Source organism: Cronbergia sp. UHCC 0137, assembly GCF_034932285.1.
In the GTDB taxonomy this organism is placed as follows: domain Bacteria; phylum Cyanobacteriota; class Cyanobacteriia; order Cyanobacteriales; family Nostocaceae; genus Cronbergia.
Window position 1 is genome coordinate 84512 of sequence record NZ_JAYGHC010000016.1, and the last position, 24588, is coordinate 109099.

Here is a 24588-nt window from a genome sequence, read left to right on the forward strand (position 1 = left end):
TTAGCTATAGGAGTAGAACGACTTAAAAATGAAGGTGGTAGATTAAGTTATTTATTATGGGAAGAAAAGGTATTGCCAATTTTAGTCATGGAAGTAGTTTCCCATAAATATAACGGCGAATATGATCAAAAACTGCAAGAATATCAGAGTTTAGGAATTTTATATTATGTAATTTACAATCCGTTAAGTGGCAGAAGAGGATTATATAAAAACATCAGTCCTTAGAAGTTTATAAATTAGTAAATGGGAAATATGAATTAATACCAACAGAAAGTGAAAAAATAGTTTGGATGGCAGAGATAGGACTAGGAATTGGTTGTGAAAGGGGAAATCAAGGTGGTTGGCAACGAGAGTGGGTTTATTGGTACAATCGCTCTGGCGTACGATATCTCACTGCTGAAGAACGGGCTGAACGGGAACTTGTAGCTAGGCAACAGGCTGAAGGCATCGCTCTCCAAGAACGAAGAGAGAAAGAAAAACTAGCCGCATACCTAAAATCTCTAGGAATTAATCCCGATCAAATTCCATAAAGTATGATTGAAGTTCTGTATCTAATATCCAGATAAAATTTACTTAGTCTCATCATCGAAATCAACTTGACTATAACATGATTAGAATTTAAATGATCTTATCATCTATTATTTTATCCTTAGCACTGATGCAAGTGTCACACCAAAAATCTATTATTAAAGAGTTTCACGCAAACCCATTGCGATTTTACTGTGTTTTTCTATTTGTCCCATTACCTGTTTTGCACGTTGAATTACTACTGTAGGTAAACCCGCTAATCTCCCGGCTTCAATTCCATAGGATTTATCAGCACCTCCCGGTTGGACTTGGTGCAAAAAGATTATTTGGTCGGGTAATTCTTTCACCGTAACTTGATAATTAGCAACATTTGTTAACATTGCTGCCAACTCATTTAACTCATGATAGTGTGTGGCGAAAATTGTTCGTGATTGTATATCTGTTGCTAAATACTCAGCTACAGCCCAAGCAATAGAAAGACCATCAAAAGTTGCTGTACCGCGACCAATTTCATCTAATAATACTAAAGACCTAGCAGTTGCATGATTAAGAATATTTGCGGTTTCATTCATTTCTACCATAAAAGTAGATTGACCGGTTGCTAAATCATCCACAGCACCGACACGGGTGAAAATGCGATCGCACACCCCCAACTTAGCAGATTGAGCCGGCACAAAACTACCAACCTGCGCCATTAATTGAATTAAACCAACTTGTCTTAAATAACAACTCTTTCCACTAGCATTAGGTCCAGTCAAGATCACCAAATCAGGTTTCTCTATTGCCTTTCCTCCTAAAGTAGTAGAATTAGGGACGAAAAACCCCGCAGGTAACGACTGTTCAACAACTGGATGACGACCATTGACAATCTCAATTTCTCTTCCTGTGAGCATTTCGGGACGACAATAACCTTGACGCACAGCCAATTCCGCTAAACCACACAAAACATCAGCGGCCGCAACTGCACGGGAAATGTTGCGAATTACCTCGGCATGAGTCCCAACTTCTGCCCTTAATGCGGCAAATATATCATATTCCAACTCATTTAAATCATCCCGTGCTGAGAGAATCCGCGCTTCTCGTTCCTTCAAATCTGGGGTGATATAACGTTCTTCATTGGTGAGGGTTTGTTTGCGGATGTAGTTGCTGGGTACTTGGTCGGACTTAGAACGAGAAATACTAATATAATAACCAAAACTCTTGTTAAATCCGACTTTTAAGTTAGGAATCCCGGTTTTTAACCTTTCTTCTACTTCTAAGTTCGCTATCCATTGTTGGTCTCCTTCTACCGTCGCTTTTCTTTCATCCAATTGAGGGTTTATCCCTGGACGAATTAAATTCCCTTCTGTTAAATGTATGGGTGGTGATTCTACGATATGGCTGTGTAACTTCTGCGCCAACTCTTCTAGTACAGTTGGGACTTTCTGCAAGGCTTTGAGAAAAGGTGATGTGGCTTCTGAGGCTAAATAAGATAATTCGGGTAAACGGGAGAGAGAGTCAGCTAAGGCGATTAAATCCCTGGCATTGGCTGTTCCTGAACCTGCTCGACCTGCTAATCGTTCTAAATCGTATATTTGCCGTAATAATTGCCGTAGATCTTGACGTAGGGAGGTATTTTCTACTAATTCTTGGATGGTATTTTGACGTGCTTGAATGCCTTTAATATCAAGTAGCGGTTGTAACAACCATCTTCTCAAAGCCCGTCCCCCCATTGCCGTGCTAGTTCTATCTAACGCCCACAGCAAAGAACCGTGAAAAGTTCCATCACGAACGGTTTGAGTAATTTCTAGGTTACGTCTAGTTTGATTATCAACAATTAAATAATCAGTAAGTGTATAGGTGCGTAAGGTTTGCAGGGGAATGGGGTTGGTTTTTTGTGTATCTTCGATGTAGTCTAAAAGGCCACCAGCCGCACGAACAGCGAGGGTGAGGTGTTCACAACCTAATCCTTCGAGCGATCGCACTTTGAATTTCTGTAATAATTTACTTCTAGCCTCTGCTTGGGAAAAGGGGACTTGCGATCGCAAACTATAGCAAAATGTAGGGGGTAAACATTGGGGAAGAGATGGTGAAGTTTCTCCTGGACGTAGTAAACTACCTAAATCTGGGGCGTTGGTGGGAAACAGCACTTCCGAAGGTTGTAACCGCATTAATTCTTGGGTCAGGTGTTCTAAATCGCTTCCTTGACTGGTGAGAAATTCCCCTGTCGAGATGTCTGCGTAAGCCAGTCCCCAATGATTAGCCGCAATTACCACAGCAGCCAGGTAATTATTCCGACTTGCTTTTAACATTCCCTCTTCTAACAATGTCCCTGGTGTGAGGATGCGGGTAACTTCCCGTTTCACCAAACCCACAGCATCAGCAGAGTCTTCTACTTGGTCGCAAATCACCACAGCGTAACCTTTTTCCACCAGTTGGGTTGTGTAGCGTTCCCAAGCGTGATGAGGTACACCTGTCATAGCCACACGACCAACTTCACCACCGTGTTTACTGGTTAAAACTAATTCTAATTCTCTGGAAACTGTGACAGCATCTTGGAAGAAAGTTTCAAAAAAATCTCCTACTCGATACAGCAACAACGCATGAGGATATTTATCCTTCATTTCCACATAATGCTGATACATTTTACTCAGCTTACTGCGTTCTTTGACCAGTCCTGTATCGGTAAGTGGTGTATTTGGTTGATTGGGTTCTGGTGTGGAAGTAGTCATGGTAGATGCTCGTAGCCGTGATCTAATATTATATCGTGATGGGGGCGATCGCTAGTCGGTTTTTTATTTTTAGCGAGTTTCCAGCAAGTCTTCGACCGTTAAATTAATATCGCTCGCAATCTTCCGCAGTAAAGTTGGTGAAATATCACGTCCCTTGTGGAATGGAACGGTTGTTCCTCTACCGTCTTCATGACGAAACTGTTTGTGAGAACCTGTCTGACGTACTTCTACAAATCCCAGATTTTCTAACATTCGCACTACCTCTTGAGGTTTTAAGACAGGAATACTACTCATGCTGACTGAAGTATAATTTGTTGTGTACCAATAAACTCAGTCTCAAATTCCGGTTCTTTGTCTTCAACCAACATTTCAATCACTTCACGTAAGTTTTGCTGTAATTCGTCCAATGTTTCACCTTGAGAATGCGCTCCCGGAAATCCAGGTACATAACCTACATAAAGTTTTGTTTGTGAATCTCTCTCAATTATTGCAGTAAAAGTTTTCATGGAATTCTATGTCAGACTATATGTTTAGATTTTACATTATTTGAATGTAGTGCGATAGCGTTCGCGGTAGCGTCTCGTAGAGAAGCGCTCCGTAGGAATCGCTAATCGTTTTTTATTTTTATTCAGGTTTGCTAGTTGATCAACTCACGCAAAACTATTTTCAGAGAAATTCACTTTTTTGTATAATTGCTTTAAAGACAACTCTACATTAATTGATGAAAGATCTAATATAGCATCTTCTGTTGCATATTCTTTCAAAATCCATTGATTTTCAGCAGTTTTGACATACTGCATCACATAATATTGAGTTTGATCAATCAAAATGTATTCTTGAAATTCAGGAATTGAGCGATAATAAAGGAACTTATCACCACGGTCATAATCTTTTGTCGATTTTGATAAAACTTCCCCAATTAATCGCGGATTTGTCACTATTGTGGTATTTTGTCCATAATAAACAGATTTTCCCTCAATTACCATCACATCAGGATAGGTAAATTGCCGATAGCGAGGAATCCACAATTTTACATCGCCAATATAGACTTCATAATCTAAATCATCTAATGCTAAATTTAAAGATATATAAAAATTACCTGCCATTTTATTATGATTTGTTGTTTCACAAGTCACAGCTATAATTTCTCCATTTTTATATTCATTTTTTTCATCAGCTTTTTCTTCCAGTTCTAAATATTCTTCTGGCGTATAGTAGGCTTGGAGTGTTTTAATTTCTTGGATAGTAGTTTGCAGTTTCATAGATTTACTCAATATTTTCTAGTGGATGTTTTCGTTAAACTGGATTATTCATCTATCATTAAAACTTCTTTAGCCGTTAAATGTAACTCTGGAAAAGTTGGTGACAAAATCAATTCATTACCCCTAAACTGATTAACGTCATATTCATCATCAACAAAAGAATAAATTGACAGTGTTGGCGATTTTGGATTACCAATAAATCTTCTACTACCTAATCCCAAATAATCTATTATCCAATATTCAGGAATCCCTATTGATTCATAAGCGATCGCTTTGCTACCATAATCAATACCCCAATTAGAACTAACAACCTCAATTACCAAGGGAACTGATGCTGCTTGGGTAAGTGTTGATTTTGTTTCCCACAGTGACTCATTTCCTAAGTTGCTAGGATTTAGCAGCAGAACATCAGGACAATAGGCAGAATTAGATTGTTGTGGTTTAACAAAGGCATTTTTAACAATACCATAAGGTAAATCAAGTTGAAACACTACAGACATTAAACTACGACATAATGTAAAGATAATGAGTTCATGTTTACCTAATGGTTGATTCATTTCCACAATTACCCCGTCGTGCAGTTCATAGCGTACCCCTGTGTCTGGATACCATTCACAAAATTCGTCAAATGTTACAGGCTTGGGTAAAGCTTGAACCATAATTCACCTCTTTTATTTACTCATACTATTTTAATCTGCTGTTAATTCCTTTAAGGGACTTACAAAAAATAAATTATTCGGATTAACGAACCGCAGAGGCGCAGAGAACGCAGAGAAATGAGGGTTTGAGTGTTTTTTTTATAGACTATTCTTCCTCCTGACTCCTGACTCCTGACTCCTGACTCCTAGCCCTAACGAAAAGACTTTTTCCCCAAACCCTAAATAGTATGCCAGTATTTATAAGCTGCATAAGCCAAAGTTACAACCCCCGTAATAATTGCAGATTCATCAACTTCAAATTGAGGATGATGTAAAGGATGATTAATAATCCGGTCTTTGTAGCCTACACCTAAACGAAACATTGAACCAGGGGCGTAATCTAAATAAACAGAAAAATCTTCTGCACCAAGAGAGGGTTCTGGTAAAATTTGAACGCGATCGCTAGTCCAAGCTTCTTCCGCCGATAATTGTAATAACTGGGTTAAAGTATAATCATTTTGTACACTGGGTACACCTTGTTGATAATTAACTTGGTACTTTGCACCGTAGGAATTGCAAACATTAGCAACAATATTTTCAATCCAGTTTGGTAATTGAGTGCGGGTTTCTGGGTGGAGCGATCGCACTGTCCCTAACAACTGTACTTGATCAGCAATCACATTTGGCGCTCTCCCGCCATTAATCTTACCAATACTTAACACCACTGGACGCAAAGGATTTTGAGTCCGACTAATAGCTTGTTGTAGCGAGGTAATTACCTGTGCAGCAATCCAAATTGCATCAATCGCTTCATGGGGACGCGCACCATGGCCAGACTCACCAAAAATTAAAATTTCCAAATCATCGGCTGCTGCTGTCAAAGCCCCGTAACGAATCCCAATTGTACCAGCCGGAATAGACGGAAAAACGTGCAGCCCTAAAATAGCCGAAACATTATTCATCACCCCATCATTTACCATCCAGCTTGCACCTTGGGCAATTTCCTCGGCTGGCTGAAATAAAAATTTAACCTTACCACCCAACTCACTCCCAATTTGAGACAGCACCATGGCCGTACCCAACCCCACTGTAGTATGGATATCATGACCACAAGCGTGCATCACCCCGGATATTCGGGAAGCATACTCCAACCCACTGCGTTCTTGAATTGGCAAAGCATCCATATCCGCCCGAATTGCTAACACCCTTCCATCATCGTTAGCACCTTGCAATTCACCAACTACACCAATTTTACCTACACCTTCCTCAACGTGCAAACCACTAGAAGATAAAACCCCCGCAATAAAGGCAGCCGTTTGATATTCTTGGCCACTGAGTTCTGGGTGTGCGTGAATGTGACGACGAATTTCCACTAACCTGGGCGCTAGTTTGCTTGCTAAGTCTTTAATCTGGGTCAGCATTGAGTCAATTATAATTTATAGGCCTTACCTCTATGATAGATAAATATGAATGTACAAAATGCTCTGGGTTCACAGTCAAACGCCTTATGTGAGATTGAAACCTTGATTTTTTGTCCTAGTACCGCTTCTCTACAAGACGCTAGACGAACGCGAAAATCAATCTTTCATATCAACCAGATATCACTACAGTAATAGTTTTACACAAACTCCTAAATGGATTTTATAATGGAAAGCTAGTTCATCGGATTTTTATTAATGCTTAGAGAAAAGCTATTATGAATAATATTCAGATGCAAGGAATTGAACATAATAATAAATCAAAAATTGAGACTAGACCTACTATATCTAATGGTAAGAAATTACGACCTTTTGGCCTGTGTGCTAGAGAGTTTATAGTTCCTGACGATTTTGACGCGCCTTTGCCAGAGGAGATTTTAAATGGGTTCGAGGGTAAATGAAAATGCTGCTAGACACGCATATTTTCCTCTGGTTTATCAGTGGCGATACCCAGTTGTCAATTGATGTTCGGGATGCTATTCGTGATCCGCACAACGGAATTTATCTCAGTACAATTTCGATTTGGGAGGCAATTGTGAAGTACCAGTTAGGTAAATTAGGGGGCATTTGCCCAAAGTACCTGTTAAAGTAATAAAAGAGATTATTTTGAAAAAATCATGAGCAAATCTCCAGCGACAGAACCTCAACCCAGCTATGTAAAACTTGCCATGCGAAACATGGTCAGGAAAGGTAGCACTTCTCTCAAGCATTTTGGACTTACTGCTTTAGGGCTGTTAGCTGTTCTTGTCGGTCTTGCTTACCTAACTCGCTAACCCAGGAGACTTAGTGCTTGCTGAAATTTGAATTATATGTGGAAAATTCTTTTGAGGAGCATTCCCCGTCCCAAGCAGTAAATATTACTGACCAAACTTGGGAAAACTGGTTTCGACAATGGCTAGAAATTCTTCATCCTGATCTTCCACCAGCACCCAGCTATGAAGTTGGGCTGCGTTTAACAGACGATAAGCAAATTCAAGCTTTAAATGCCCAATATCGCCAACAAGATCGACCAACAGATGTTTTAGCCTTTGCTGCCTTAGAGGGAGATTTGCCCCAAAGTGAAGAAATGCTTGCGTCTTTACCTTTGTATCTGGGAGATATTATTGTATCTATAGATACAGGAAAACGCCAAGCCCAACAGCAGGGACATAGCTTATCTACAGAACTAGCTTGGTTAACGGCTCATGGTTTGCTGCATCTGTTGGGTTGGGATCATCCTGATGAAGACAGTTTGCTGCAAATGTTAAAACAACAAGTGATACTACTAAAAGCAGTGGATATTAGTATAGACACAGAATGGCAATAGAGGCTATTTCTGTGATTTTGATTCTTAGGGGATAAATTTACAATAATTAAGTAACAAATTTCCTAAGATATCGTCAAAGTAAATCAGTCCATGAAAATGGGCGAAGATAACTACTTGACCATCACTATTATTGTATTTTTTAGTCTATGTCACAAAAAATTTCGCTACCACCAAAACCCCAACGCTCATCAACAGTTGTGACTAAAGAACGAGAATTTTCCTGGCAGATTGCCTCTAATTTATTCGTTAGTTTTAAGTATGCTTGGGCTGGAATCAGCTATAGTTTCCAAACTCAGCGCAATTTCCGCATTCATGTAGTTTTAGGTACTTTGGCTCTAGGTTTAAGCGTTTTCTTGCGTTTAACGCCTGTAGAAATAGCTATAATTGCCATTACTAGCGGTTTAGTTTTGACTTTGGAGTTAGTGAATACGGCTATTGAGTCTCTGGTAGACTTGACAGTTAAGCAAACTTACCATGATCTAGCGAAAATTGCCAAAGATTGTGCTGCGGGCGCTGTACTGGTATCATCTATAGTGGCTTTGTTAATAGCGGCTATCCTGTTAGTCCCACCTCTAGTAGCCTTAATCATCCCTCTGCTGTCAAGATGATGGATAGGTAATTAATGGAATTAAGGAAAAATTGTGATTATAGTTATTGATAATTACGACAGTTTCACGTATAATTTAGTGCAGTATTTAGGGGAACTGGGGTCAGAGTTCCCGATCGCTGTTGATGTAAAAGTGTTTCGTAACGATAAAATCACGATAGACGAAATTCGGGGGTTAAATCCTGATGCCGTGGTGATTTCTCCGGGTCCTGGTCGGCCAGAAGATGCAGGAATTTCTCTAGAAGCGATCGCTCAACTAGGATCTAGTTTACCAATTTTGGGCGTTTGTCTAGGACATCAAAGCATTGGTCAGGTATTCGGTGGTAAAATCGTGGCTGCACCAGAGTTGATGCACGGCAAAACTTCTCAGGTATCTCACACTGGAATTGGTGTTTTTCAAGGATTAGAAAATCCGATTACCGCTACCAGATATCATAGTTTGGTGATTGACCGAGAAACTTGTCCTGAAGTTTTAGAAATCACTGCTTGGGTGGAAGATGGCACGATTATGGGAGTACGACACCGGAACTATCCTCATATTCAAGGAGTCCAATTCCATCCTGAAAGTGTACTCACGGCTTCTGGTAAGCAGTTACTCAGAAATTTTTTGACACAATTGCAGTTGAGAGAATAATTGATGAAACGACGACAGTTGATGGGCTATGCTGGAGCAGGGTTGGTAACGGCTGTAGTTACTAATGTGGGTTTTAACCAGAAAGTTAATGCTCAATCTAATGATGTATCAATTCAATGGTTAGGTCACACCTGCTTTTTATTTACTGGTGGTGGGATTAAGATTCTAGTTAATCCCTTTCGGACTAGGGGTTGTACAGCAGGTTATCGTCCCCCCCAAGTAGAGGCAAATTTAGTATTAATTAGTAGTCAACTTTTAGATGAAGGGGCTGTGGAAGGACTACCGGGAAATCCTAAATTAGTTTATCAACCGGGAGTTTATGAGTTTCAAGGGATTAAATTCCAGGGAATTGCTGTAGACCACGATCGCAAAGGTGGTAAGCAATTTGGTAAAAATATCGTTTGGCGTTGGCAACAAGGGGGTGTGAATATTTTACACTTAGGAGGAGCGGCTGCACCAATTAGTATTGAGCAAAAAATCCTCATGGGTCGTCCTGATGTGGCCTTAGTTCCCGTGGGAGGCAGCGCTAAAGCGTATAATGCTACAGAGGCTAAGGAGGCGATCGCTATCCTCAATCCTAAGTTAGTTATTCCCACCCATTACCGTACCAAAGCCGCCGATCCTGCTACCTGTGACATTACACCAGTCGATGAATTTATCACTTTGATGCAGGGGACAACTGTAAAGCGTAATAATACTGATACTATTGCTTTGAATCCTAAAACTTTGCCCACAAATACAGCCATTGAGGTTTTAACTTACAAATTTTAAATAGGCTAGGAGTCAGGAGTCAGGAGGAAGAATAGTCTTTAATCTGGTTTTAGGTTTATAAATCTATTACATCATAATTATGGATTTTATCTCTTGTAGGGTGCGTCAGACCCGATAATTGGACATCTAACAGATTTTTTCCATCTGACGCACCGCACTAACATGGGATGACAAAAGCCTGAAACTTGCCACGCTACGCTATCAGCAAACCCTAAATAGACTTCTTGCAAAAGTCGTGATTTTCAAATTTTTCTTTGCGCCTCTGCGCCTCTGCGTGAGCTTTTCAAGAATATTTTGGCGACACCAAAGTATTTATGCAAGAAGTCTAATATACAAAAAAAAGGGGGGAGGACGAGATAGGTAATTTTATCTTGCCCCAGAGTCCCCCTATTTGTAATTGGTAATATCTAAGCAGTATACCACTGTGGAGCCAATTGATCTATAGCTGCGATAGGAGTTTCAGTTGCTGTTGTACCATCCATAGTCCAGATGCTATCTGCACCTGTTTGTTGATCACGCCAGTAGATGTCGGTTTTACCATCACCATTGAAATCACCAAGGGATGGTTGCAAAGCGGCATTATTGCTGGGTAAGAAGGCTTCAGAGGTCACTGAAGTACCATTCATCAACCAAGCGGTATTCTCCCCTGTGGCCTTATTGTGCCAGAAAATATCTGTTGTGCCATCGCCATTGAAATCACCAATGCTAGAGGTCCAATTGGCATCTAGAGTGGATAAAGTTCCTTCGGTGACAAAAATGCCATTCATCGACCAAACCTTATTTTCACCTGTTTGGGAATTACGCCATAGAACATCAGTTTTCCAGTCACCGTTAAAATCGCCAAGGGTATAGTTCCAAGACGCATCTTGTGTTTGTAGATCATATTTGGTGGATTCAGCGCCATTCATGAACCAAACACTGTTCTCACCGGTTGTTGTATTGCGCCAGAACAGGTCGCTTCTACCATTACCATCAAAATCAACAATGCTAGGGGCTAATCCGACTGCGGTGGTTTCTAAAACGCTGGCTGTGACTACTGTGGTGCCATCCATTTCCCAAATAGCATTTTGTCCTGTTTGAGCATTATGCCAGAAAATATCAGTTTTGCGATCGCCATTGAAATCGCCAATACTACCATTCCAACCTGCGTCAACTTTTTCCAAAGCTACAAAACTAGATACGTTCGTACCATTCATTAACGCAACCATATTCTGACCGGTGGCATTGTTGCGTAATAAAAAGTCTGTTTTATTATCTCCGTTGAAATCAGCAATATCATAACTCCAGGTCGTTAAATCATATTGACCCAAAGATGATTGTTCTAAAATTTGTGTACCATTCATCAGACGAACTAAAATTTCGCCAGTTTCAACATTTACCCAAAGTTTATCTGTTTTACCATCACCGTTAAAATCAGGAACAATCGCCGCGCTAGTTAAATAGGGGTTAGGATTGGGGTTAGCACTGCCGATTGGTAACTGGGCTAATGGATCAAATGGTAAAGAAGGTAATAAGGAGTTTTCTTCTTGGGATATTGCAGAACTTCTGCTAATAGAAGAATCATTTAATGTTGTTAATGCTTTGGATTTGTCTTGAGATTCTAATGCCCATGCCTTGGTATCTACAGATAAGATATTGGTTTTACTTTCAAACATGATGTGTTTTTTGTTTTTATGATCGCTGTCTATATACTTTTAACTTATTGATTTATGAAGATTCTGTAAATAAAAAACATTTCTTTTTTTATATCAAGTTTTGAAGATAAATATTTTATGTTCATCAAATAACTTTGTCGAATTAGCAAGTCTAATCTAGGTATTTTTATATATGGGACTCCTAAATAATTTTCGATAGCTTGCATGGCGTAGCTATACAAATACAAGTAGGGTGGAAAATGCCCACTCTACTTAACTCAAGTTGCTAGTTATTAATTCTTCTGATATTTTGTAGTCTGTAGGGTGCGTCAGACAGAATAATTTAAGCTAAAATCGCTAACTTTAAGTTTCTGACGCACCTTATTTGATCTAGCGTTACTTATATGTTCAAGACTCAAATAGTAACCCTATATATCAGCAACTTCTCAATCATTTTTCAGTTAACCACCCATACCAATCTGCTAATCCTGCACCAGTGGTAGAGGAAACTTGAAAAATTTGTATTTGCGGGTTTACCTGTTTTGCATATTCAATACAGCGTTCAACATCAAACTGTACATAAGGTAACAAATCAATTTTAGTCAAAATCATGATTTCACTAGCACGAAATATATGGGGATATTTAATTGGTTTATCTTCCCCTTCTGTCACCGACAAAATCACCACTTTTGCCTGTTCTCCCAAATCAAACAAAGCCGGACAAACCAAATTTCCGACATTTTCAATCATCACCACTGAATTTAATGGTGGTTTGAGTTGTTCTAAACCCCGTTCTATCATTGCAGCGTCTAAATGACAGCCTGTACCCGTGTTGATTTGCACAACTTTACAGCCTGTAGATTTAATTTTTTCAGCATCATTTGTGGTTTCTTGGTCGCCTTCAATTACACTAAGAGTTAATTTATCTTTTAAATCATTAATTGTACGAGTTAGTAAAGTTGTTTTCCCCGCACCGGGAGAACTCATTAAATTTAAAGCCAGAATATTTCGACCTTTAAACCAACCTCGATTTTGGGCAGCTAGTAAGTTATTTTTGGCTAAAATATTCTCTTCTAAAGATATCGTGGTGTTATGAATTTTCGCATGAATTTGAGGTGCTGCTTCATGACTGTGAGTATGGGTAATGACAGTACCATCAGGTAAGGTATGAGTATGATGGTGTTCTAGTTTATCTTCTTCTAAGTTAGTAATTTTAGTATCACTACCATCTGAACAACCGCAAGTTACACACATAATTCCTCTACTTCTATTTCCTTGATTTTTAGTTCTTCACCAGTTATTAAATCTAATTGCACGCTACCACATTTACAAACACCAAAGGGTTTTTCTAAAACAATTGTTGCACCACATTGGCGACATTTCGCCATTCCTGTAATTTCTATTATTTCTAATATTGCCCCTTCTACTATTGTACCTTGGGCGCAAATATCAAAACAAAATTTAACTGCTTCGGGCATTATGGCTGATAGTTTACCAATTTCTAATACAACTTTCTCTACTTTTTGACCTTGGGCGTGTTCGCTGACTATAGCGATGATATTTTGGGTGATTCCTAGTTCGTGCATTATGTTTGATTTAAGGTTATTAATTTTCGGATATTTTGTAGTCTGTAGGGTGCGTCAGACAGAATAATTTAGGCTAATACCATTTCTTTATGAGGCTGCGCTGAATTTTGTAACCTTGTCTTTTCCTCCTCTGTGTTCTCTGTGTCTCTGTGGTTCGTTCCTTTCTAAATTGGGCGCATCTTTATACAGAATTGGTATAAAATCACTAATTTTAAAATTCTGACGCACCTTACTTAACTAAAAAAGCAACTTATGTTATTAGGGAAGCAATCTCAAATCCTTATTCCCCCTGGGTAAGTCCTATTTTTAACAAACCGCAGAGACGCAGAGGGCGCGGAGAGAAGAAAATGAGTTATTTTTAACAAATTCGTGGGAGTTGATCACCTACTAGCATATCAATTATTCTTTCTGCACCAAAGGCAGTTTTCAAAAGGACTATTCCCTCTGGTGTGGGGATAATTTCACCAATGATAGATGCTTGTTTTCCAGTTGGGTGATTTTGCATTGTTGCTAAAATTAAATCGGCTTTTTCTTTTGGTGCTATTATTACTAATTTTCCTTCGTTGGCTAGATACAAGGGATCTAAACCGAGTATTTCACATACTCCATTTACTTGTTCTCTAATGGGAATTGTATTTTCATGAATGCGTATTCCTACGTTTGCTGTAAGGGCAAATTCATTTAATACTGTGGCTAAACCTCCTCTGGTAGCATCTCGCATGGCGTGAATTTGGGGGCAAATTTTGATAATTTCGGCAACTAAATCATGTAATGGTTGACAATCACTTTCTATTGAAGATTCTAAAGCTAGTTCTCCCCTAGCAATTAAAATTGCTGTTCCATGATTGCCGATTTCACCGTTAATAATAACTACGTCTCCTGGTTGAATATTGCGGGCAGAAATATCAATCCCTGGGGGAATAATCCCAATACCAGCAGTATTAATAAATAGTTTATCAGCAGCACCACGATGTACAACTTTTGTGTCTCCCGTGACAATTTTCACTCCGGCTTTTTTAGCTGCGGCTTGCATACTTGTAGCCACACGTCGCAATGTTTCTACAGAGAAACCTTCTTCTAAAATGACGCTACAACTAAGATATAATGGTTTTGCCCCACTCACGGCTAAATCATTAATAGTGCCATTTACGGCTAATTCTCCTATGTCACTACCAGGAAAAAATAAGGGATCTACTACATAAGAATCTGTTGTAAAAGCTAGTCTATCTCCCTGTTCTAAAAGATTGACTAAATTGAAGGTCGCCTGGTCTTCTAGTTGGGCAAGAATAGGATTATCAAAGGTTTTTACAAAGATATCATCTATCAAATCACGCATGGCTTTACCGCCGCTACCATGGGCTAGATTAATATGAGTATCTTTTATTTTTCCTGGACGACGACGGACTTGTTCGATTTTTTGAAATAAGGGGTTTTGATTAGAGTTAATTGTCATTTTAAAATTGTTTTGTAATTATATTTTTTCTTGGTGGGACAGGTAAGATACCTGTCATTTTAAATTAATTATTTACCAATTTCTTCTGTCGTCCCTGTCGTCCCTGTCTTCGCGCTTATTGTTGTTTTTGTCATATTGTAAAACACCACCAATTCCCAAATCTTCTCGTTCAATTTCTTCAATATGAACAGTTATATACTCAGATTTAGTATCTAAAGTGGACACTAAAGCATCAGTCACAGCCTTGACTAATTTTCGCTTTCTTTCTATGGAGTTACCCTTATTAATTCGGACGGTTACATAAGCCATATATTTTTCCTCAAGTTGTGTAATTTAGACTGATAGGGGTTCGGTTGATACACCTGATTTATCTCTTTTTGCCATAGTAGACAGTCGCCCATATTTGTAATAGGCTGCACAGGCACCTTCTGAAGAAACCATACAACTACCAATGGGGTTGTCGGGAGTACAAGCTGTACCAAATACTTTACATTGCCAAGGTTTTAATACTCCTTTAAGAATTTCTCCACATTGACAAGCTTTATGGTCTGCAATTTTTAAGTTAGGAACAGTAAATTTAATTTCGGCATCAAATTGGGCGTATTCGTTGCGAATTTTTAAGCCTGAATAGGGTATTTCACCTAAACCCCGCCATTCAAAGGTTTCTCGGACTGTAAAAACTTGATTCATGGCTTTTAATGCGTTTTTATTTCCGGCTGGTTCTACTAAGCGATTATATTGATTTTCAACTTGGCAACGATTTTCGACTATTTGTTTCAATAGCATCCAAATTGATTGGAAGATATCTAATGGTTCAAAGCCAGAAATAACTATTGGTTTATGATATTGTTGAGAAATAAAATTGTAAGGGTCTGTCCCTATTACCATGCTGACATGACCAGGACCAACAAAACCATCAAGTTCTAAATCTGGATTTTCTAATAATGCTTGGAGTGCAGGGATAACTAACACATGATTAGAAAACATACTAAAGTTAGTTATATTTTCTGCTGCTGCTTGGAGGATAGTAAAAGCCGTGCTGGGGGCGGTGGTTTCAAAGCCTAAGCCGAAAAAGATAATTTCTTGGTTGGGGTTCTCTTTGGCTATTTTTAGGCTATCTAAGGGGGAATACACCATGCGGATATCTGCACCCTGGGCTTTAGCTTGTAGGAGACTGGTTTTTGAACCGGGTACGCGCATTGCATCGCCAAAGGTTGTGAAGATTATGTTATGATTTTGGCAAAGAGCGATCGCACCATCTAATCTACCTTTAGGCATAACGCACACTGGACAACCAGGCCCATGTATTAATTCAATATTATCGGGTAATATTTCTTCGATTCCATATTTAAAAATAGAATGGGTATGTCCACCGCATACTTCCATAATTTTTAAATTTTTATCTAAATGTCTATTTATTTGTTGGCTGAGTTTGGTTATTTCTTGTTGTAAGGCTTGGGCTTTTTCGGGGTTGCGAAATTCGTCTACATATTTCATATTTTTATTTCTCACGCAAAGGCGCAAAGACGCAAAGGAAGAGAGGTTTTTAAGTATAAGATTGGGCTATTTCTTCCAATAGTTCTAATGTTTCTGCTGCTTCTTGTTCGTTAATACGGTTCATAGCGAAGCCAACGTGAACTAATACCCAGTCTCCTATACAAGCTTCTGGGGGGTGTTGTTCGTCAACTATACAAGCAATATTTATTTGGCGTTTAACTCCACTAATATCAACTATCGCTAGTTTATGTTCTGGGTTGCTGATTTCGATAATTTGTCCGGGAATCCCTAAACACATTTTGATTTTCCTTTTTTGAAGATTTATCTCACGCAGAGGCGCGGAGACAACAGAGGTTTTTATGTTATTTTTTTAAGTATTTAGCGGCTGTAATTACACTTTGTCCTAGTGATAAACCTCCGTCATTTGCAGGTACTATACTATGAGTTAGAACTTCTATTTCTAATTTTTCTAACCGCATTTTTACCTGTTCTAATAAAATTCGATTCTGAAATACTCCCCCTGTTAATGCTACTTGATTAAATTCATGTTCTTGTCTAATTTTTTTAACTGTCGTGGCAATGGCAATAGCTAAACTTTTATGAAATTTTGCAGCTATTTCTGACGAGGAGATATGCTGTTTTATATCATTGAGTATTTGTAGCCATATTGGAGATGTACTTATATAATAAATGTTATCCGATTTTTCTAAATTAAAGGGATAATTTAGAGTTTCTTCATCATTATTTAAAATGTTGATATCCACTATGGCTTCCATTTCTATCGCTGCTTGTCCTTCATAACTACATTCCTCTCGACAAATGCCTATTGCGGCTGCAACTGCATCAAATAATCTCCCTACTGACGATGTTAAGGGGGAATTAATACCTTTTTTCATGATTTGGTTAAGTAGTTTGGGATTTTTATTTTCCAAGAAGCTAATTATTTCTAAATTACTGTATTTTTCTTTGATTTCTTCCCAGGTAAAAGCATTAGTTAATTGAGAGTATGTATTTCTCCAAGGTTGATAAATTGCCTGTTTTCCTCCGATGATAGGTATTGGTTTAAATGTAGCTAGTTGTTGAAAATTTCGATAATCTGCCAATAAAAATTCTCCACCCCATAATTTACCATCTTCACCATAACCTAAACCATCATAAGCTATTCCTAAAACTGGTTTAGCATCTAAAGAAATTTGATTTTCTGCCATACAAGCTGCTATATGGGCATGATGATGTTGAATTTGATAAAGTGGAATTTGATTCGCAGTAGCGAGTTCTTTACCGAGTTTAGCTGAAAGGTATTCTGGGTGTTTATCAATAGCAATTATTTCTGGTTTATGTTCAAATAAATTTAAGTATAAATTTAGCGTATCTTGATAAGCACTAAAAGCAGCAGCATTTTCTAAATCACCTAAATGTTGCGATAAAATTGCCTTACCTTCCTGTAATAAGCAAAAGGTATTTTTTAACTCGCTACCCATTGCTAAAATCGGCGGCACTTTTTCAAATCCTGGTGGTAAAATAATTGGTGCAGGGGCATATCCTCTAGCGCGTCTCATAGTTTGAATTTTATTATCAATAACCCTCACAACAGAATCATCTACTCTATTAATAATATCTCGATTATGTAAAAGAAAATAATCAGCTATTTTAGATAATTTATTTTTTGCCTCTTCATTATCTATACATTGCGGTTCATCAGCAATATTACCGCTAGTTAAAACTATGGGGCGGTTCATACGGCTGAGAATTAAATGATGTAAGGGGGTATAAGGTAACATGAAACCAAGGATATTTTGTCCCGGTGCTATAGAAGATGGTAATTTTTTATGATCTTTAATATTTAATAAAACAATAGGTGCGGCAGGACTGGTTAATAATGTTTTTTCTAAATCGTTAATATGACAATATTCAGAAATAATATTAATATCTCTTGCCATTAACGCAAAAGGTTTGTGATAGCGTTGCTTGCGATTTCTAAGTTTTATAACTGCATTTTCTAAAGTTGCATCACAAGCTAAATGAATACCACCTAAACCTTTAATAGCAACAATTTCACCCTTTTGTAATAAAGTACAAACAGCATCCACATCATCTAACATTGAGAACATATCAGAGATAACAGCCTTACCGTCAGCCCTTTCTAACCATGCAGTTGGTCCACATACATGACAAGCGATAGGTTGGGCATGAAAACGACGATTTTCTACATTTTGATATTCTTTTTCACACTCTCTACACATCGAAAAATCCACCATGCTAGTGTTATTTCTATCGTAAGGAATAGCGCGAATAATGCTCAACCGGGGACCACAATGAGTACAATTAGTAAAGGGATAACGGAAATAACGACTAAAAGGATCAAAAATCTCCTTTTGACATTGGGGACAAGTTGCAGCGTCAGGAGAAATTTCTGTTCTCACAACAGTATTCACACTTTGAGAGATGACAAAATTATCAAAATCAAACTCCCCAAAATATCGACCTCTAATTACCTGATGAATTTTAGCCAAAGGAGGACATTCTTGATATAATTTATTTACAAAACCCGTTATTTCTTCCTCACCTCCAGCAATACGAATTACAACACCTTCCCCATCATTAAAAACATCACCTTTTAAACCAAAATTCCTCGCCAAACGGTACACAGTAGGGCGGAAACCAACACCTTGCACAGTACCACAGACCCTAATTTCTTCTATTCTCATCCTTTCTCCTCTGCGTCTCTGCGTGAAATAATCAAAAATTCCAAATCAAAACGCGATTATTACCAGAATCAGCAACTACCCCAGTTTCACCACAAACTTTAATTCCATAACACCAATTTAAACTTTGTCGTGTTGGTAGTCCAAAATTACGATTTTCGCTTTTACTTGTAAAGTTATCTTGTCCAATTACAACATCAGCATCCTTACCATGTAATAATAAAATAGATTCTGGTTTCTTCCATCCTAGCAAACGAGAATTAGCTGTATCTGCAACTATTAACCAATCTTTCCATATATCTACGCCATAAGGCATACTTAAACTACTGCCATTAGGGAAATATACTCCTTGATTTAATTCCACAAAATTAAAGTTTTTTTGACCTACAATCACCGCACAAGGGGTGTTATTTTCTGTTGGTATTCCTTCCCAAATCATTACTCGGTTATTACCTGCATCAGTGACAACTAAATTATCTTCCCAAAGTGTGATATCATGACACCAACGCATACTGGAAGCCGTGGGAGAACCACCTCCATTTTCATTGCGTGATCTCATATCTGGCTGTCCCAAAACTATATCCGCAGGTTGTCCATTTTCTGTGGGTAATTGATTCCAAATTAATAAACGACGATTTCCAGTATCAGCTACAAATAACTTATCTTGATGATAAAAAATACCATAAGGCCAATGTAGGGTATTTGCTTCGGGTTGTTGATTCCCTCGATTTGGTTCATTATCAATAAAGTTAGCTTGTCCTAATACTAAATCGGCTGGAACATTACTATCTTCTGGAACAGAATACCAGATCAAAATGCGATGATTCCAAGCGTCTGCAACCGCTAAACCATCACCACATTTACAAATACCTGTAGGGACGCTGAATGTAGATTTTCCTGGTGTACCTTTGGCGTTTTGTCCTTCAGTATAAAAGTCTGGTTGTCCTATTACCCAGTCAGCAGGTTGATTATCACTTGTGGGCAAATTTCGCCACCCTAATAAACGATGATGTCCTGTATCTGATACCCATAATGATCCAGTTGGTGATAATAAACAAGCTGCACGGGGTCCAAACATTGTTGTGGGAGTAGGTGCAAGAGGAATTACTAATTGTTCTGGTGTAATATTGTTTCCTAATATTATGTTTACACCATGGGGGGAGAGGAGGAAATTGGCTATGTTTTGGGTTTGCAATGTAAGTAGGTTGGCGTTAAAAGCAGGGTGTAGAGAGAAAAAGTATGAATTAAAACTTTAGTTCTGAGTCTAAAGTCCAGCTAAAAACATTAAATCAGGTAGATTGGGTTGACGTTAGGAAATCCAACATTTACGGGCTTTTGTTGGGTTGCGCTGTCGCTTAACCGATAAGTATTGAGATCCACAGTGCGATATACAAAGCGTTCTTGGTTCAATAGTACGTTTTAAAACATGGGTTCTTATTCTACGGAAAAACCTGGGATGATTCTATTAATTTCCTGCATTATTCGCATAATTTCTGTTAAAGCAACTACATTTTCTTGATATTAGATTATATAGTAGACTTCTTGCAAAAGTCGTGATTTTCAAATTCTTCTTTGCGCCTTTGCGTGAGCTTTTCAAGAATATTCTTGGCAATACCAAAGTATTTATACAAGAGGTATAGTGATCCGATTTGATTGATAAAGATTTTGTAGAGGGGAGGGAATAGAGAACGTCTGAATTAAAATTATTTGTCCGAACAAAATATCCGAAAAATTAATAACTAGCAATTTGAGTTAATACCAATTTTAGAGAAGTCCACAAAAAAGATGATCCAATTTTGTGGGATGGGCATACTATGGCTAACGCCACGCTACGCGAACGACAAGCTCAGTACAAGTCCTGCCCGTCCTTGTATTATTAGCAGGCAAGATGCCTGCACCACAAGAAATTTTGGGATATTTTTTATTTGGAAGTCTCTTATCAACCTTTCCCCAACTCCTGAGAACGATTTGCAGAAGTTTTAACAGCCTCAATTAAAGCTGAACGAAATCCGGCTTTTTCTAATTGACTAACTGCGGCTATAGTTGTACCACCAGGACTGGTAACACGGTCTTTGAGTTCGGCGGGATGGATGTTAGTTTCTTCTAACAGTTTAGCTGTACCGAGAACTGTGTGTAAGGCTAGTTGTTGAGCAATTACTCTGGGTAAACCTGCGGCTACTCCCCCGTCGGCTAAGGCTTCTACCATCATGGCTACATAGGCCGGTCCGCTACCAGATAGTCCTGTTACTGCATCCATTAAAGTTTCTGCAATTTCCACAACTTCACCGACGGCAGAAAATACCTGTTGTGCGATTTCTTGATGGGAGGTATGAGTGTAAGCGCCCATACAAATGGCTGTAATTCCCGCGCCTACGGTGGCTGGAGTGTTGGGCATGGCACGGATCACAGGCATTTGCGGAAAGGCTGCTTCTAGCTTCTTTACTGGTACACCAGCCAAGATAGAAATTAATAAAGGTGGATTGTGGATCGGGAGAATATCTGCTAATTCTTGAGCGATCGCACTAAATACTTGGGGTTTTATGGCTAAGATCACAGCTTCCTGAGCTTGTTCTAAAACCAGTCGATTATCCGTCGTCACAGCCACCCCATATTCTTGCTGTAAAAATTTTTGGCGTGAAGGTTGGGGTTCACTCACGATCACTTCTGATGCTAAATAAACACCCTTTGCAATAAGGCGGGATAAAAGAGCTTCTCCCATTACCCCGCCACCAATTAAACCAAATTTAATAGTCATTAGTCATTTATCATTAATTATTTAGTCATTAGCCAGGAAAAAACTATCGACTAATGACTACTGTAACCTTACTGTGCCATCCTAACTTCATTGCCCCAAGTTGGAGTTACACTTGTAGGACGAGCGGGACGAACTGGTGGTTGTGGGACTTCATGTAAAAATCCGCCCTGGGTGCTAACTTGCACGCAACTGGGAGTGAACAAAAAGATACTTTCTCCAATGCGCTCTTGATGTCCATCTAGAGCATAAGTACCACCAGCAACAAAGTCTACTGCCCGTTGTGCCTGATCGGGATCCATGATGGTCAGATTTAAGACTACTGATTTGCGTTCTCGTAATGCTTGAATTGCCTGGGGCATTTCTTCAAAAGTACGAGGTTCTAGCACTAACACTTCCGAAATTCCATTAATTGCTCCAGGCATACCAATAACATTACTCATAGTCTTAGATCCTACTGCTGCTACATCATCTCCTATTGTAGATGCCGATTCGCGCCAACGTCTATTAGGGGCTGGACTTTCTTGTGGTGCTGGTTGAGGATTTTCTTGTTGATACAGATTTTGCTGGTAGCTATCTGTTTCTGGCTCCTCTTCGTAGTATTCGTATTCTACTTGTTCGTTTAAGCCCACGAAGTCCTTGAGTTTGGAAAATATATTGTTCATTTTGTACGCTCCCAGTGGAAATTACCTTAACTGACTTGGCTGTAAATTTTGGTCGCCGACTTTTAATTGCTATCTTAGGTGCTTCATTCAGCAATTCTGTTGCTGGTTGTAACCTCTAGTTTTAGCCCTGATCATAAACAGATACTTCTCAGAAGGACTGCTAACTACTTGATGACGCAATTGAGTCAAGATTATAGCCTAATGATCGTTGAATGCAAAGTTGCTTCACCCCTATTTTTTTTAGGGGTTATTTATGTCAGTGTTATATCTTTGAACACCCATCAAAAATAAATGTATCAAATTATTACACGTTTGGCTAATCAATTTTTTGTTCCCTTGGCTACGGCCAGGGTCTAAAAATACTAACCGCGCTTACCAAAGATAATAGTCCCTAATCGTACCATTGTCGTCCCTGCTTGTACTGCTATATGGTAATCACCTGACATTCCCATTGATAATTGGTGCATCTGGAGATGTTGGAGGTGTTTTTTGGCGATTTCTTGGGCTAGTTTCCTGGTTTGATCAAAGACATTGAATATTTCTCCCTCATTTAAACCAAAGGGAGGAATTGTCATCAAACCTTGAATTTGTAAATTTTTACATTGATCAAGTGCCTGCAAGTCGGCTAGTAATTCTGGGACTGTCCAACCGGCTTTGTTGGGGTCAGGGAGAATTTTAACTTGCAGGCAAATTTGAGGATTCACTCCTAGCTGTAGCGCTAAGGTATTTAAACGCTGGGCTAGATGAAGATGATCGACGGAGTGAATCCAGTCAAACAATTCTAGGGCTTTTTTGGCTTTATTGCTTTGTAAATTGCCAATAAAGTGCCAGGTAATATCCGGTAAGTCTTGCAACTCGGCTTGTTTACTGGCAGCTTCTTGGATGCGATTTTCGCCAAAGTCACGGATTCCGGCGGTGTATGCTTCCCGCATCAGTTCTGTGGGTACTTGCTTGCTAACGGCAATTAACCGCACAGAAGCAGGAAGTGAGGGGCGAATAGTAGCAAGGCGATCGCTAATCGAACTACTCATTAGAAAGTGCGTTGGAAAATACTCTGAAGTTGATCGTACTCCTGGGAGTGTCCATTGCGGCGTAAAGTACGCAAACGAGTTTCCAATAACATTCTGGCTTCAGTCCGTCCGACAGACTGAAATTTAATTCCTTTCACGTCATTGGCTACCAAAAAAAACAAGCGTTGGGCGTAAAGTGTGGTAAATAGATCCTGGTTGTCATCAACCATGCAGATTCTATATAGTAAACCCCAAGTTGGATGATTTATGTAAGTTTCTGAGTTCTCTGGATTCATTTAATGGTCAGGGTTGGAGTATATATATTCTTTTTCGCACTCAATTACCAAGATTCAGACGATAATATATCTATCTTCCTAGAATCTTTGCTGAAAATGGTTTCCTGCACTGTGATATCGCTGATTAAACCTTGATTTTATTGCTCAGTCATAAATGAGCATTTAGTCATCGGCGAACAGCAGTTAGTTAATATCCAGTATTAGCATAGTTAGGAGGCGTTGTACCCTACACTCAGCAAATAGTTGCAATTTTTGATTTGTGACTGTCAGGATTTACCAATACCCTAGACTACAACCCTTGATGTGGTTTGTTTTTGGCGGGATTATCTCAAGTTCACAAGTTGGCGATCGCGCTATTTACATTGGAGCATAATCAACAACTTAATATGAAGCACCCAGCGCCTATGTCCCTAGTATAACTTAGCCTGGGTCAATAAAATCAAAATATTTTCTATAGTTTAAATAAGTAGTCGGACAAAATTAAATTCATTCGTTGAGAGAGGGAACAGGAAGGATCAGAAAAATCAGTTGTGTAATCAATACTGTCTCATTACTTAGTTTAAAAACTGCACTTATAGCAAAATCCCCCAAATTTAAGAAAAGAAGACACTCCACCCCATGATGTTTCCGCCAATTTAGTGAAGTGTCCATCTTAAAGGAGGAAAGGAAACTTTTAATTTTTAAAGAGGTGAACATATTTAAACCCAATATACCTAGCGACAAAGCACAATTACGAACAGCAATTGGTGTTTAAATATGCAATTTAGACTTTTCTAATTATTTTCCGAGTGCTGAATAATAGCGGTATGAATTATCGCCACGCAAGCCATCAGAAATTATTTAGGAGTCCTATATTTATTTATGCCCTCATAAATTATTATTTACTGGCTTTGAATTGGTAAAATTCAACGCTTTTTAGCTGAAGTTATTCTGTCTGATGCAACCTACAGACTATAAAATTGAGTAATTAAACTGAGATAGAATCCTGTTCGTTTAAGTGGCATGGTTTTGCTGATGTAAAATGCCATTACAACGCAATACTTGTCGGTTAAGCT

General features: G+C 38.8%; 28 protein-coding genes. 9 read left to right on the plus strand and 19 right to left on the minus strand.

The genetic code is table 11. The annotated features are described in order from the left end of the window. Together VB711_RS10295 and VB711_RS10300 are read left to right on the plus strand one after the other, a co-directional pair. Window positions 1-225: Uma2 family endonuclease (locus VB711_RS10295; RefSeq protein WP_323285820.1), on the plus strand; the 225-nt coding region annotated here is incomplete at its 5' end. A gap of 65 nt (window positions 226-290) precedes the next feature. Then, window positions 291-530 carry a hypothetical protein gene (locus VB711_RS10300; protein ID WP_323285821.1) on the plus strand — a complete coding sequence of 80 codons (240 nt, stop codon included), beginning with the start codon at window positions 291-293 and terminating at the stop codon, window positions 528-530. A 156-nt stretch (window positions 531-686) separates the two neighbouring features. Here VB711_RS10300 and mutS read toward each other — a convergent pair whose 3' ends face one another. From mutS to VB711_RS10330, 6 genes are all read right to left on the minus strand, one after another. Next, window positions 687-3239: a DNA mismatch repair protein MutS gene (gene mutS, locus VB711_RS10305; RefSeq protein WP_323285822.1), complete on the minus strand. Its 2553-nt coding sequence runs from the start codon at window positions 3237-3239 to the stop codon at window positions 687-689. A 69-nt stretch (window positions 3240-3308) separates the two neighbouring features. Beyond that, window positions 3309-3533, minus strand: a complete 225-nt coding sequence (locus VB711_RS10310) for a type II toxin-antitoxin system HicA family toxin (protein WP_323285823.1) — start codon at window positions 3531-3533, stop codon at window positions 3309-3311. Further along, complete coding sequence (locus VB711_RS10315) at window positions 3530-3745, minus strand: type II toxin-antitoxin system HicB family antitoxin (RefSeq protein WP_323285824.1); 216 nt, start codon at window positions 3743-3745, stop codon at window positions 3530-3532. The genes VB711_RS10310 and VB711_RS10315 overlap by 4 nt, the downstream gene beginning before the upstream one ends. A 144-nt stretch (window positions 3746-3889) precedes the next feature. Continuing rightward, entirely contained in the window at window positions 3890-4501 is a 612-nt protein-coding gene (locus VB711_RS10320) for a Uma2 family endonuclease (RefSeq protein WP_323285825.1), read from the minus strand. Window positions 4502-4545: 44 nt separating this feature from the next. Beyond that, on the minus strand, window positions 4546-5160 hold the full coding sequence (locus tag VB711_RS10325; protein ID WP_323285826.1) for a Uma2 family endonuclease: 615 nt from the start codon (window positions 5158-5160) through the stop codon (window positions 4546-4548). Between the two features lie 218 nt (window positions 5161-5378). Beyond that, a complete protein-coding gene (locus VB711_RS10330) occupies window positions 5379-6560 on the minus strand; it encodes a M20 family metallopeptidase (protein WP_323285827.1) in 1182 nt (393 codons plus the stop codon). Between the two features lie 275 nt (window positions 6561-6835). Here VB711_RS10330 and VB711_RS10335 point away from each other — a divergent pair, with 275 nt between their 5' ends. The 7 genes from VB711_RS10335 (at window position 6836) to VB711_RS10365 (ending at window position 9935) form a co-directional block, all read left to right on the plus strand. Next, window positions 6836-7018, plus strand: a complete 183-nt coding sequence (locus VB711_RS10335; protein ID WP_323285828.1) for a hypothetical protein — start codon at window positions 6836-6838, stop codon at window positions 7016-7018. Window positions 7019-7020: 2 nt separating this feature from the next. After that, window positions 7021-7209 (plus strand): PIN domain-containing protein, encoded by a 189-nt coding sequence (locus tag VB711_RS10340; RefSeq protein WP_323285829.1) that lies wholly within the window; start codon window positions 7021-7023, stop codon window positions 7207-7209. Window positions 7210-7234: 25 nt separating this feature from the next. Continuing rightward, window positions 7235-7390, plus strand: a complete 156-nt coding sequence (locus VB711_RS10345) for a DUF3285 domain-containing protein (RefSeq protein ID WP_323285830.1) — start codon at window positions 7235-7237, stop codon at window positions 7388-7390. Between the two features lie 20 nt (window positions 7391-7410). Beyond that, entirely contained in the window at window positions 7411-7923 is a 513-nt protein-coding gene (gene ybeY / locus VB711_RS10350; protein WP_323285875.1) for an rRNA maturation RNase YbeY, read from the plus strand. A gap of 146 nt (window positions 7924-8069) precedes the next feature. Further along, window positions 8070-8531, plus strand: a complete 462-nt coding sequence (locus VB711_RS10355) for a diacylglycerol kinase family protein (protein WP_323285832.1) — start codon at window positions 8070-8072, stop codon at window positions 8529-8531. 33 nt (window positions 8532-8564) lie between these two features. Then, window positions 8565-9164: an aminodeoxychorismate/anthranilate synthase component II gene (locus VB711_RS10360; protein ID WP_323285833.1), complete on the plus strand. Its 600-nt coding sequence runs from the start codon at window positions 8565-8567 to the stop codon at window positions 9162-9164. A 3-nt stretch (window positions 9165-9167) separates the two neighbouring features. Next, window positions 9168-9935, plus strand: coding sequence for an MBL fold metallo-hydrolase (locus VB711_RS10365; RefSeq protein ID WP_323285834.1), 768 nt, complete (start codon window positions 9168-9170; stop codon window positions 9933-9935). A 407-nt stretch (window positions 9936-10342) separates the two neighbouring features. On the opposite strand, the gene VB711_RS10370 is transcribed toward VB711_RS10365, so the two are convergent. The 13 genes from VB711_RS10370 to pipX form a co-directional block, all read right to left on the minus strand. Next, window positions 10343-11590, minus strand: coding sequence for a VCBS repeat-containing protein (locus tag VB711_RS10370; RefSeq protein WP_323285836.1), 1248 nt, complete (start codon window positions 11588-11590; stop codon window positions 10343-10345). Between the two features lie 429 nt (window positions 11591-12019). Next, window positions 12020-12823: a hydrogenase nickel incorporation protein HypB gene (gene hypB, locus VB711_RS10375; RefSeq protein WP_323285837.1), complete on the minus strand. Its 804-nt coding sequence runs from the start codon at window positions 12821-12823 to the stop codon at window positions 12020-12022. After that, complete coding sequence (hypA, locus tag VB711_RS10380) at window positions 12814-13155, minus strand: hydrogenase maturation nickel metallochaperone HypA (protein ID WP_323285838.1); 342 nt, start codon at window positions 13153-13155, stop codon at window positions 12814-12816. The genes hypB and hypA overlap by 10 nt, the downstream gene beginning before the upstream one ends. Before the next feature lie 358 nt (window positions 13156-13513). After that, window positions 13514-14608: a hydrogenase expression/formation protein HypE gene (gene hypE, locus VB711_RS10385; protein ID WP_323285839.1), complete on the minus strand. Its 1095-nt coding sequence runs from the start codon at window positions 14606-14608 to the stop codon at window positions 13514-13516. Window positions 14609-14680: 72 nt separating this feature from the next. After that, window positions 14681-14917 (minus strand): 4-oxalocrotonate tautomerase family protein, encoded by a 237-nt coding sequence (locus VB711_RS10390; RefSeq protein ID WP_323285840.1) that lies wholly within the window; start codon window positions 14915-14917, stop codon window positions 14681-14683. Window positions 14918-14941: 24 nt separating this feature from the next. Next, complete coding sequence (gene hypD, locus VB711_RS10395; RefSeq protein WP_323285842.1) at window positions 14942-16105, minus strand: hydrogenase formation protein HypD; 1164 nt, start codon at window positions 16103-16105, stop codon at window positions 14942-14944. A 49-nt stretch (window positions 16106-16154) separates the two neighbouring features. Next, window positions 16155-16403: a HypC/HybG/HupF family hydrogenase formation chaperone gene (locus VB711_RS10400; protein WP_323285844.1), complete on the minus strand. Its 249-nt coding sequence runs from the start codon at window positions 16401-16403 to the stop codon at window positions 16155-16157. Window positions 16404-16467: 64 nt separating this feature from the next. Beyond that, window positions 16468-18813 (minus strand): carbamoyltransferase HypF, encoded by a 2346-nt coding sequence (hypF, locus tag VB711_RS10405; RefSeq protein ID WP_323285846.1) that lies wholly within the window; start codon window positions 18811-18813, stop codon window positions 16468-16470. Between the two features lie 31 nt (window positions 18814-18844). Beyond that, a complete protein-coding gene (locus tag VB711_RS10410; RefSeq protein WP_323285847.1) occupies window positions 18845-20005 on the minus strand; it encodes a hypothetical protein in 1161 nt (386 codons plus the stop codon). 744 nt (window positions 20006-20749) lie between these two features. Continuing rightward, entirely contained in the window at window positions 20750-21565 is an 816-nt protein-coding gene (gene proC / locus VB711_RS10415; protein WP_323285848.1) for a pyrroline-5-carboxylate reductase, read from the minus strand. A gap of 68 nt (window positions 21566-21633) precedes the next feature. After that, on the minus strand, window positions 21634-22227 hold the full coding sequence (locus VB711_RS10420; RefSeq protein WP_323285849.1) for a cell division protein SepF: 594 nt from the start codon (window positions 22225-22227) through the stop codon (window positions 21634-21636). A 362-nt stretch (window positions 22228-22589) separates the two neighbouring features. Further along, window positions 22590-23258 carry a YggS family pyridoxal phosphate-dependent enzyme gene (locus VB711_RS10425; protein WP_323285850.1) on the minus strand — a complete coding sequence of 223 codons (669 nt, stop codon included), beginning with the start codon at window positions 23256-23258 and terminating at the stop codon, window positions 22590-22592. Beyond that, window positions 23258-23533: a transcriptional coactivator PipX gene (gene pipX, locus VB711_RS10430; protein ID WP_323285852.1), complete on the minus strand. Its 276-nt coding sequence runs from the start codon at window positions 23531-23533 to the stop codon at window positions 23258-23260. The genes VB711_RS10425 and pipX overlap by 1 nt, the downstream gene beginning before the upstream one ends. Window positions 23534-24588 lie beyond the last annotated feature (1055 nt).

Bases quoted from the DNA above. Each gene is read 5' to 3' on its own strand.
- VB711_RS10300 (WP_323285821.1), top strand. From the start codon at position 291: ATGGCAGAGATAGGACTAGGAATTGGTTGTGAAAGGGGAAATCAAGGT.
- mutS (WP_323285822.1), bottom strand. From the start codon at position 3,239: ATGACTACTTCCACACCAGAACCCAATCAACCAAATACACCACTTACC.
- VB711_RS10310 (WP_323285823.1), bottom strand. From the start codon at position 3,533: ATGAGTAGTATTCCTGTCTTAAAACCTCAAGAGGTAGTGCGAATGTTA.
- VB711_RS10315 (WP_323285824.1), bottom strand. From the start codon at position 3,745: ATGAAAACTTTTACTGCAATAATTGAGAGAGATTCACAAACAAAACTT.
- VB711_RS10320 (WP_323285825.1), bottom strand. From the start codon at position 4,501: ATGAAACTGCAAACTACTATCCAAGAAATTAAAACACTCCAAGCCTAC.
- VB711_RS10325 (WP_323285826.1), bottom strand. From the start codon at position 5,160: ATGGTTCAAGCTTTACCCAAGCCTGTAACATTTGACGAATTTTGTGAA.
- VB711_RS10330 (WP_323285827.1), bottom strand. From the start codon at position 6,560: ATGCTGACCCAGATTAAAGACTTAGCAAGCAAACTAGCGCCCAGGTTA.
- VB711_RS10335 (WP_323285828.1), top strand. From the start codon at position 6,836: ATGAATAATATTCAGATGCAAGGAATTGAACATAATAATAAATCAAAA.
- VB711_RS10340 (WP_323285829.1), top strand. From the start codon at position 7,021: ATGCTGCTAGACACGCATATTTTCCTCTGGTTTATCAGTGGCGATACC.
- VB711_RS10345 (WP_323285830.1), top strand. From the start codon at position 7,235: ATGAGCAAATCTCCAGCGACAGAACCTCAACCCAGCTATGTAAAACTT.
- VB711_RS10355 (WP_323285832.1), top strand. From the start codon at position 8,070: ATGTCACAAAAAATTTCGCTACCACCAAAACCCCAACGCTCATCAACA.
- VB711_RS10365 (WP_323285834.1), top strand. From the start codon at position 9,168: ATGAAACGACGACAGTTGATGGGCTATGCTGGAGCAGGGTTGGTAACG.
- VB711_RS10370 (WP_323285836.1), bottom strand. From the start codon at position 11,590: ATGTTTGAAAGTAAAACCAATATCTTATCTGTAGATACCAAGGCATGG.
- hypB (WP_323285837.1), bottom strand. From the start codon at position 12,823: ATGTGTGTAACTTGCGGTTGTTCAGATGGTAGTGATACTAAAATTACT.
- hypA (WP_323285838.1), bottom strand. From the start codon at position 13,155: ATGCACGAACTAGGAATCACCCAAAATATCATCGCTATAGTCAGCGAA.
- hypE (WP_323285839.1), bottom strand. From the start codon at position 14,608: ATGACAATTAACTCTAATCAAAACCCCTTATTTCAAAAAATCGAACAA.
- VB711_RS10390 (WP_323285840.1), bottom strand. From the start codon at position 14,917: ATGGCTTATGTAACCGTCCGAATTAATAAGGGTAACTCCATAGAAAGA.
- hypD (WP_323285842.1), bottom strand. From the start codon at position 16,105: ATGAAATATGTAGACGAATTTCGCAACCCCGAAAAAGCCCAAGCCTTA.
- VB711_RS10400 (WP_323285844.1), bottom strand. From the start codon at position 16,403: ATGTGTTTAGGGATTCCCGGACAAATTATCGAAATCAGCAACCCAGAA.
- hypF (WP_323285846.1), bottom strand. From the start codon at position 18,813: ATGAGAATAGAAGAAATTAGGGTCTGTGGTACTGTGCAAGGTGTTGGT.
- proC (WP_323285848.1), bottom strand. From the start codon at position 21,565: ATGACTATTAAATTTGGTTTAATTGGTGGCGGGGTAATGGGAGAAGCT.
- VB711_RS10420 (WP_323285849.1), bottom strand. From the start codon at position 22,227: ATGAACAATATATTTTCCAAACTCAAGGACTTCGTGGGCTTAAACGAA.
- VB711_RS10425 (WP_323285850.1), bottom strand. From the start codon at position 23,258: ATGAGTAGTTCGATTAGCGATCGCCTTGCTACTATTCGCCCCTCACTT.
- pipX (WP_323285852.1), bottom strand. From the start codon at position 23,533: ATGAATCCAGAGAACTCAGAAACTTACATAAATCATCCAACTTGGGGT.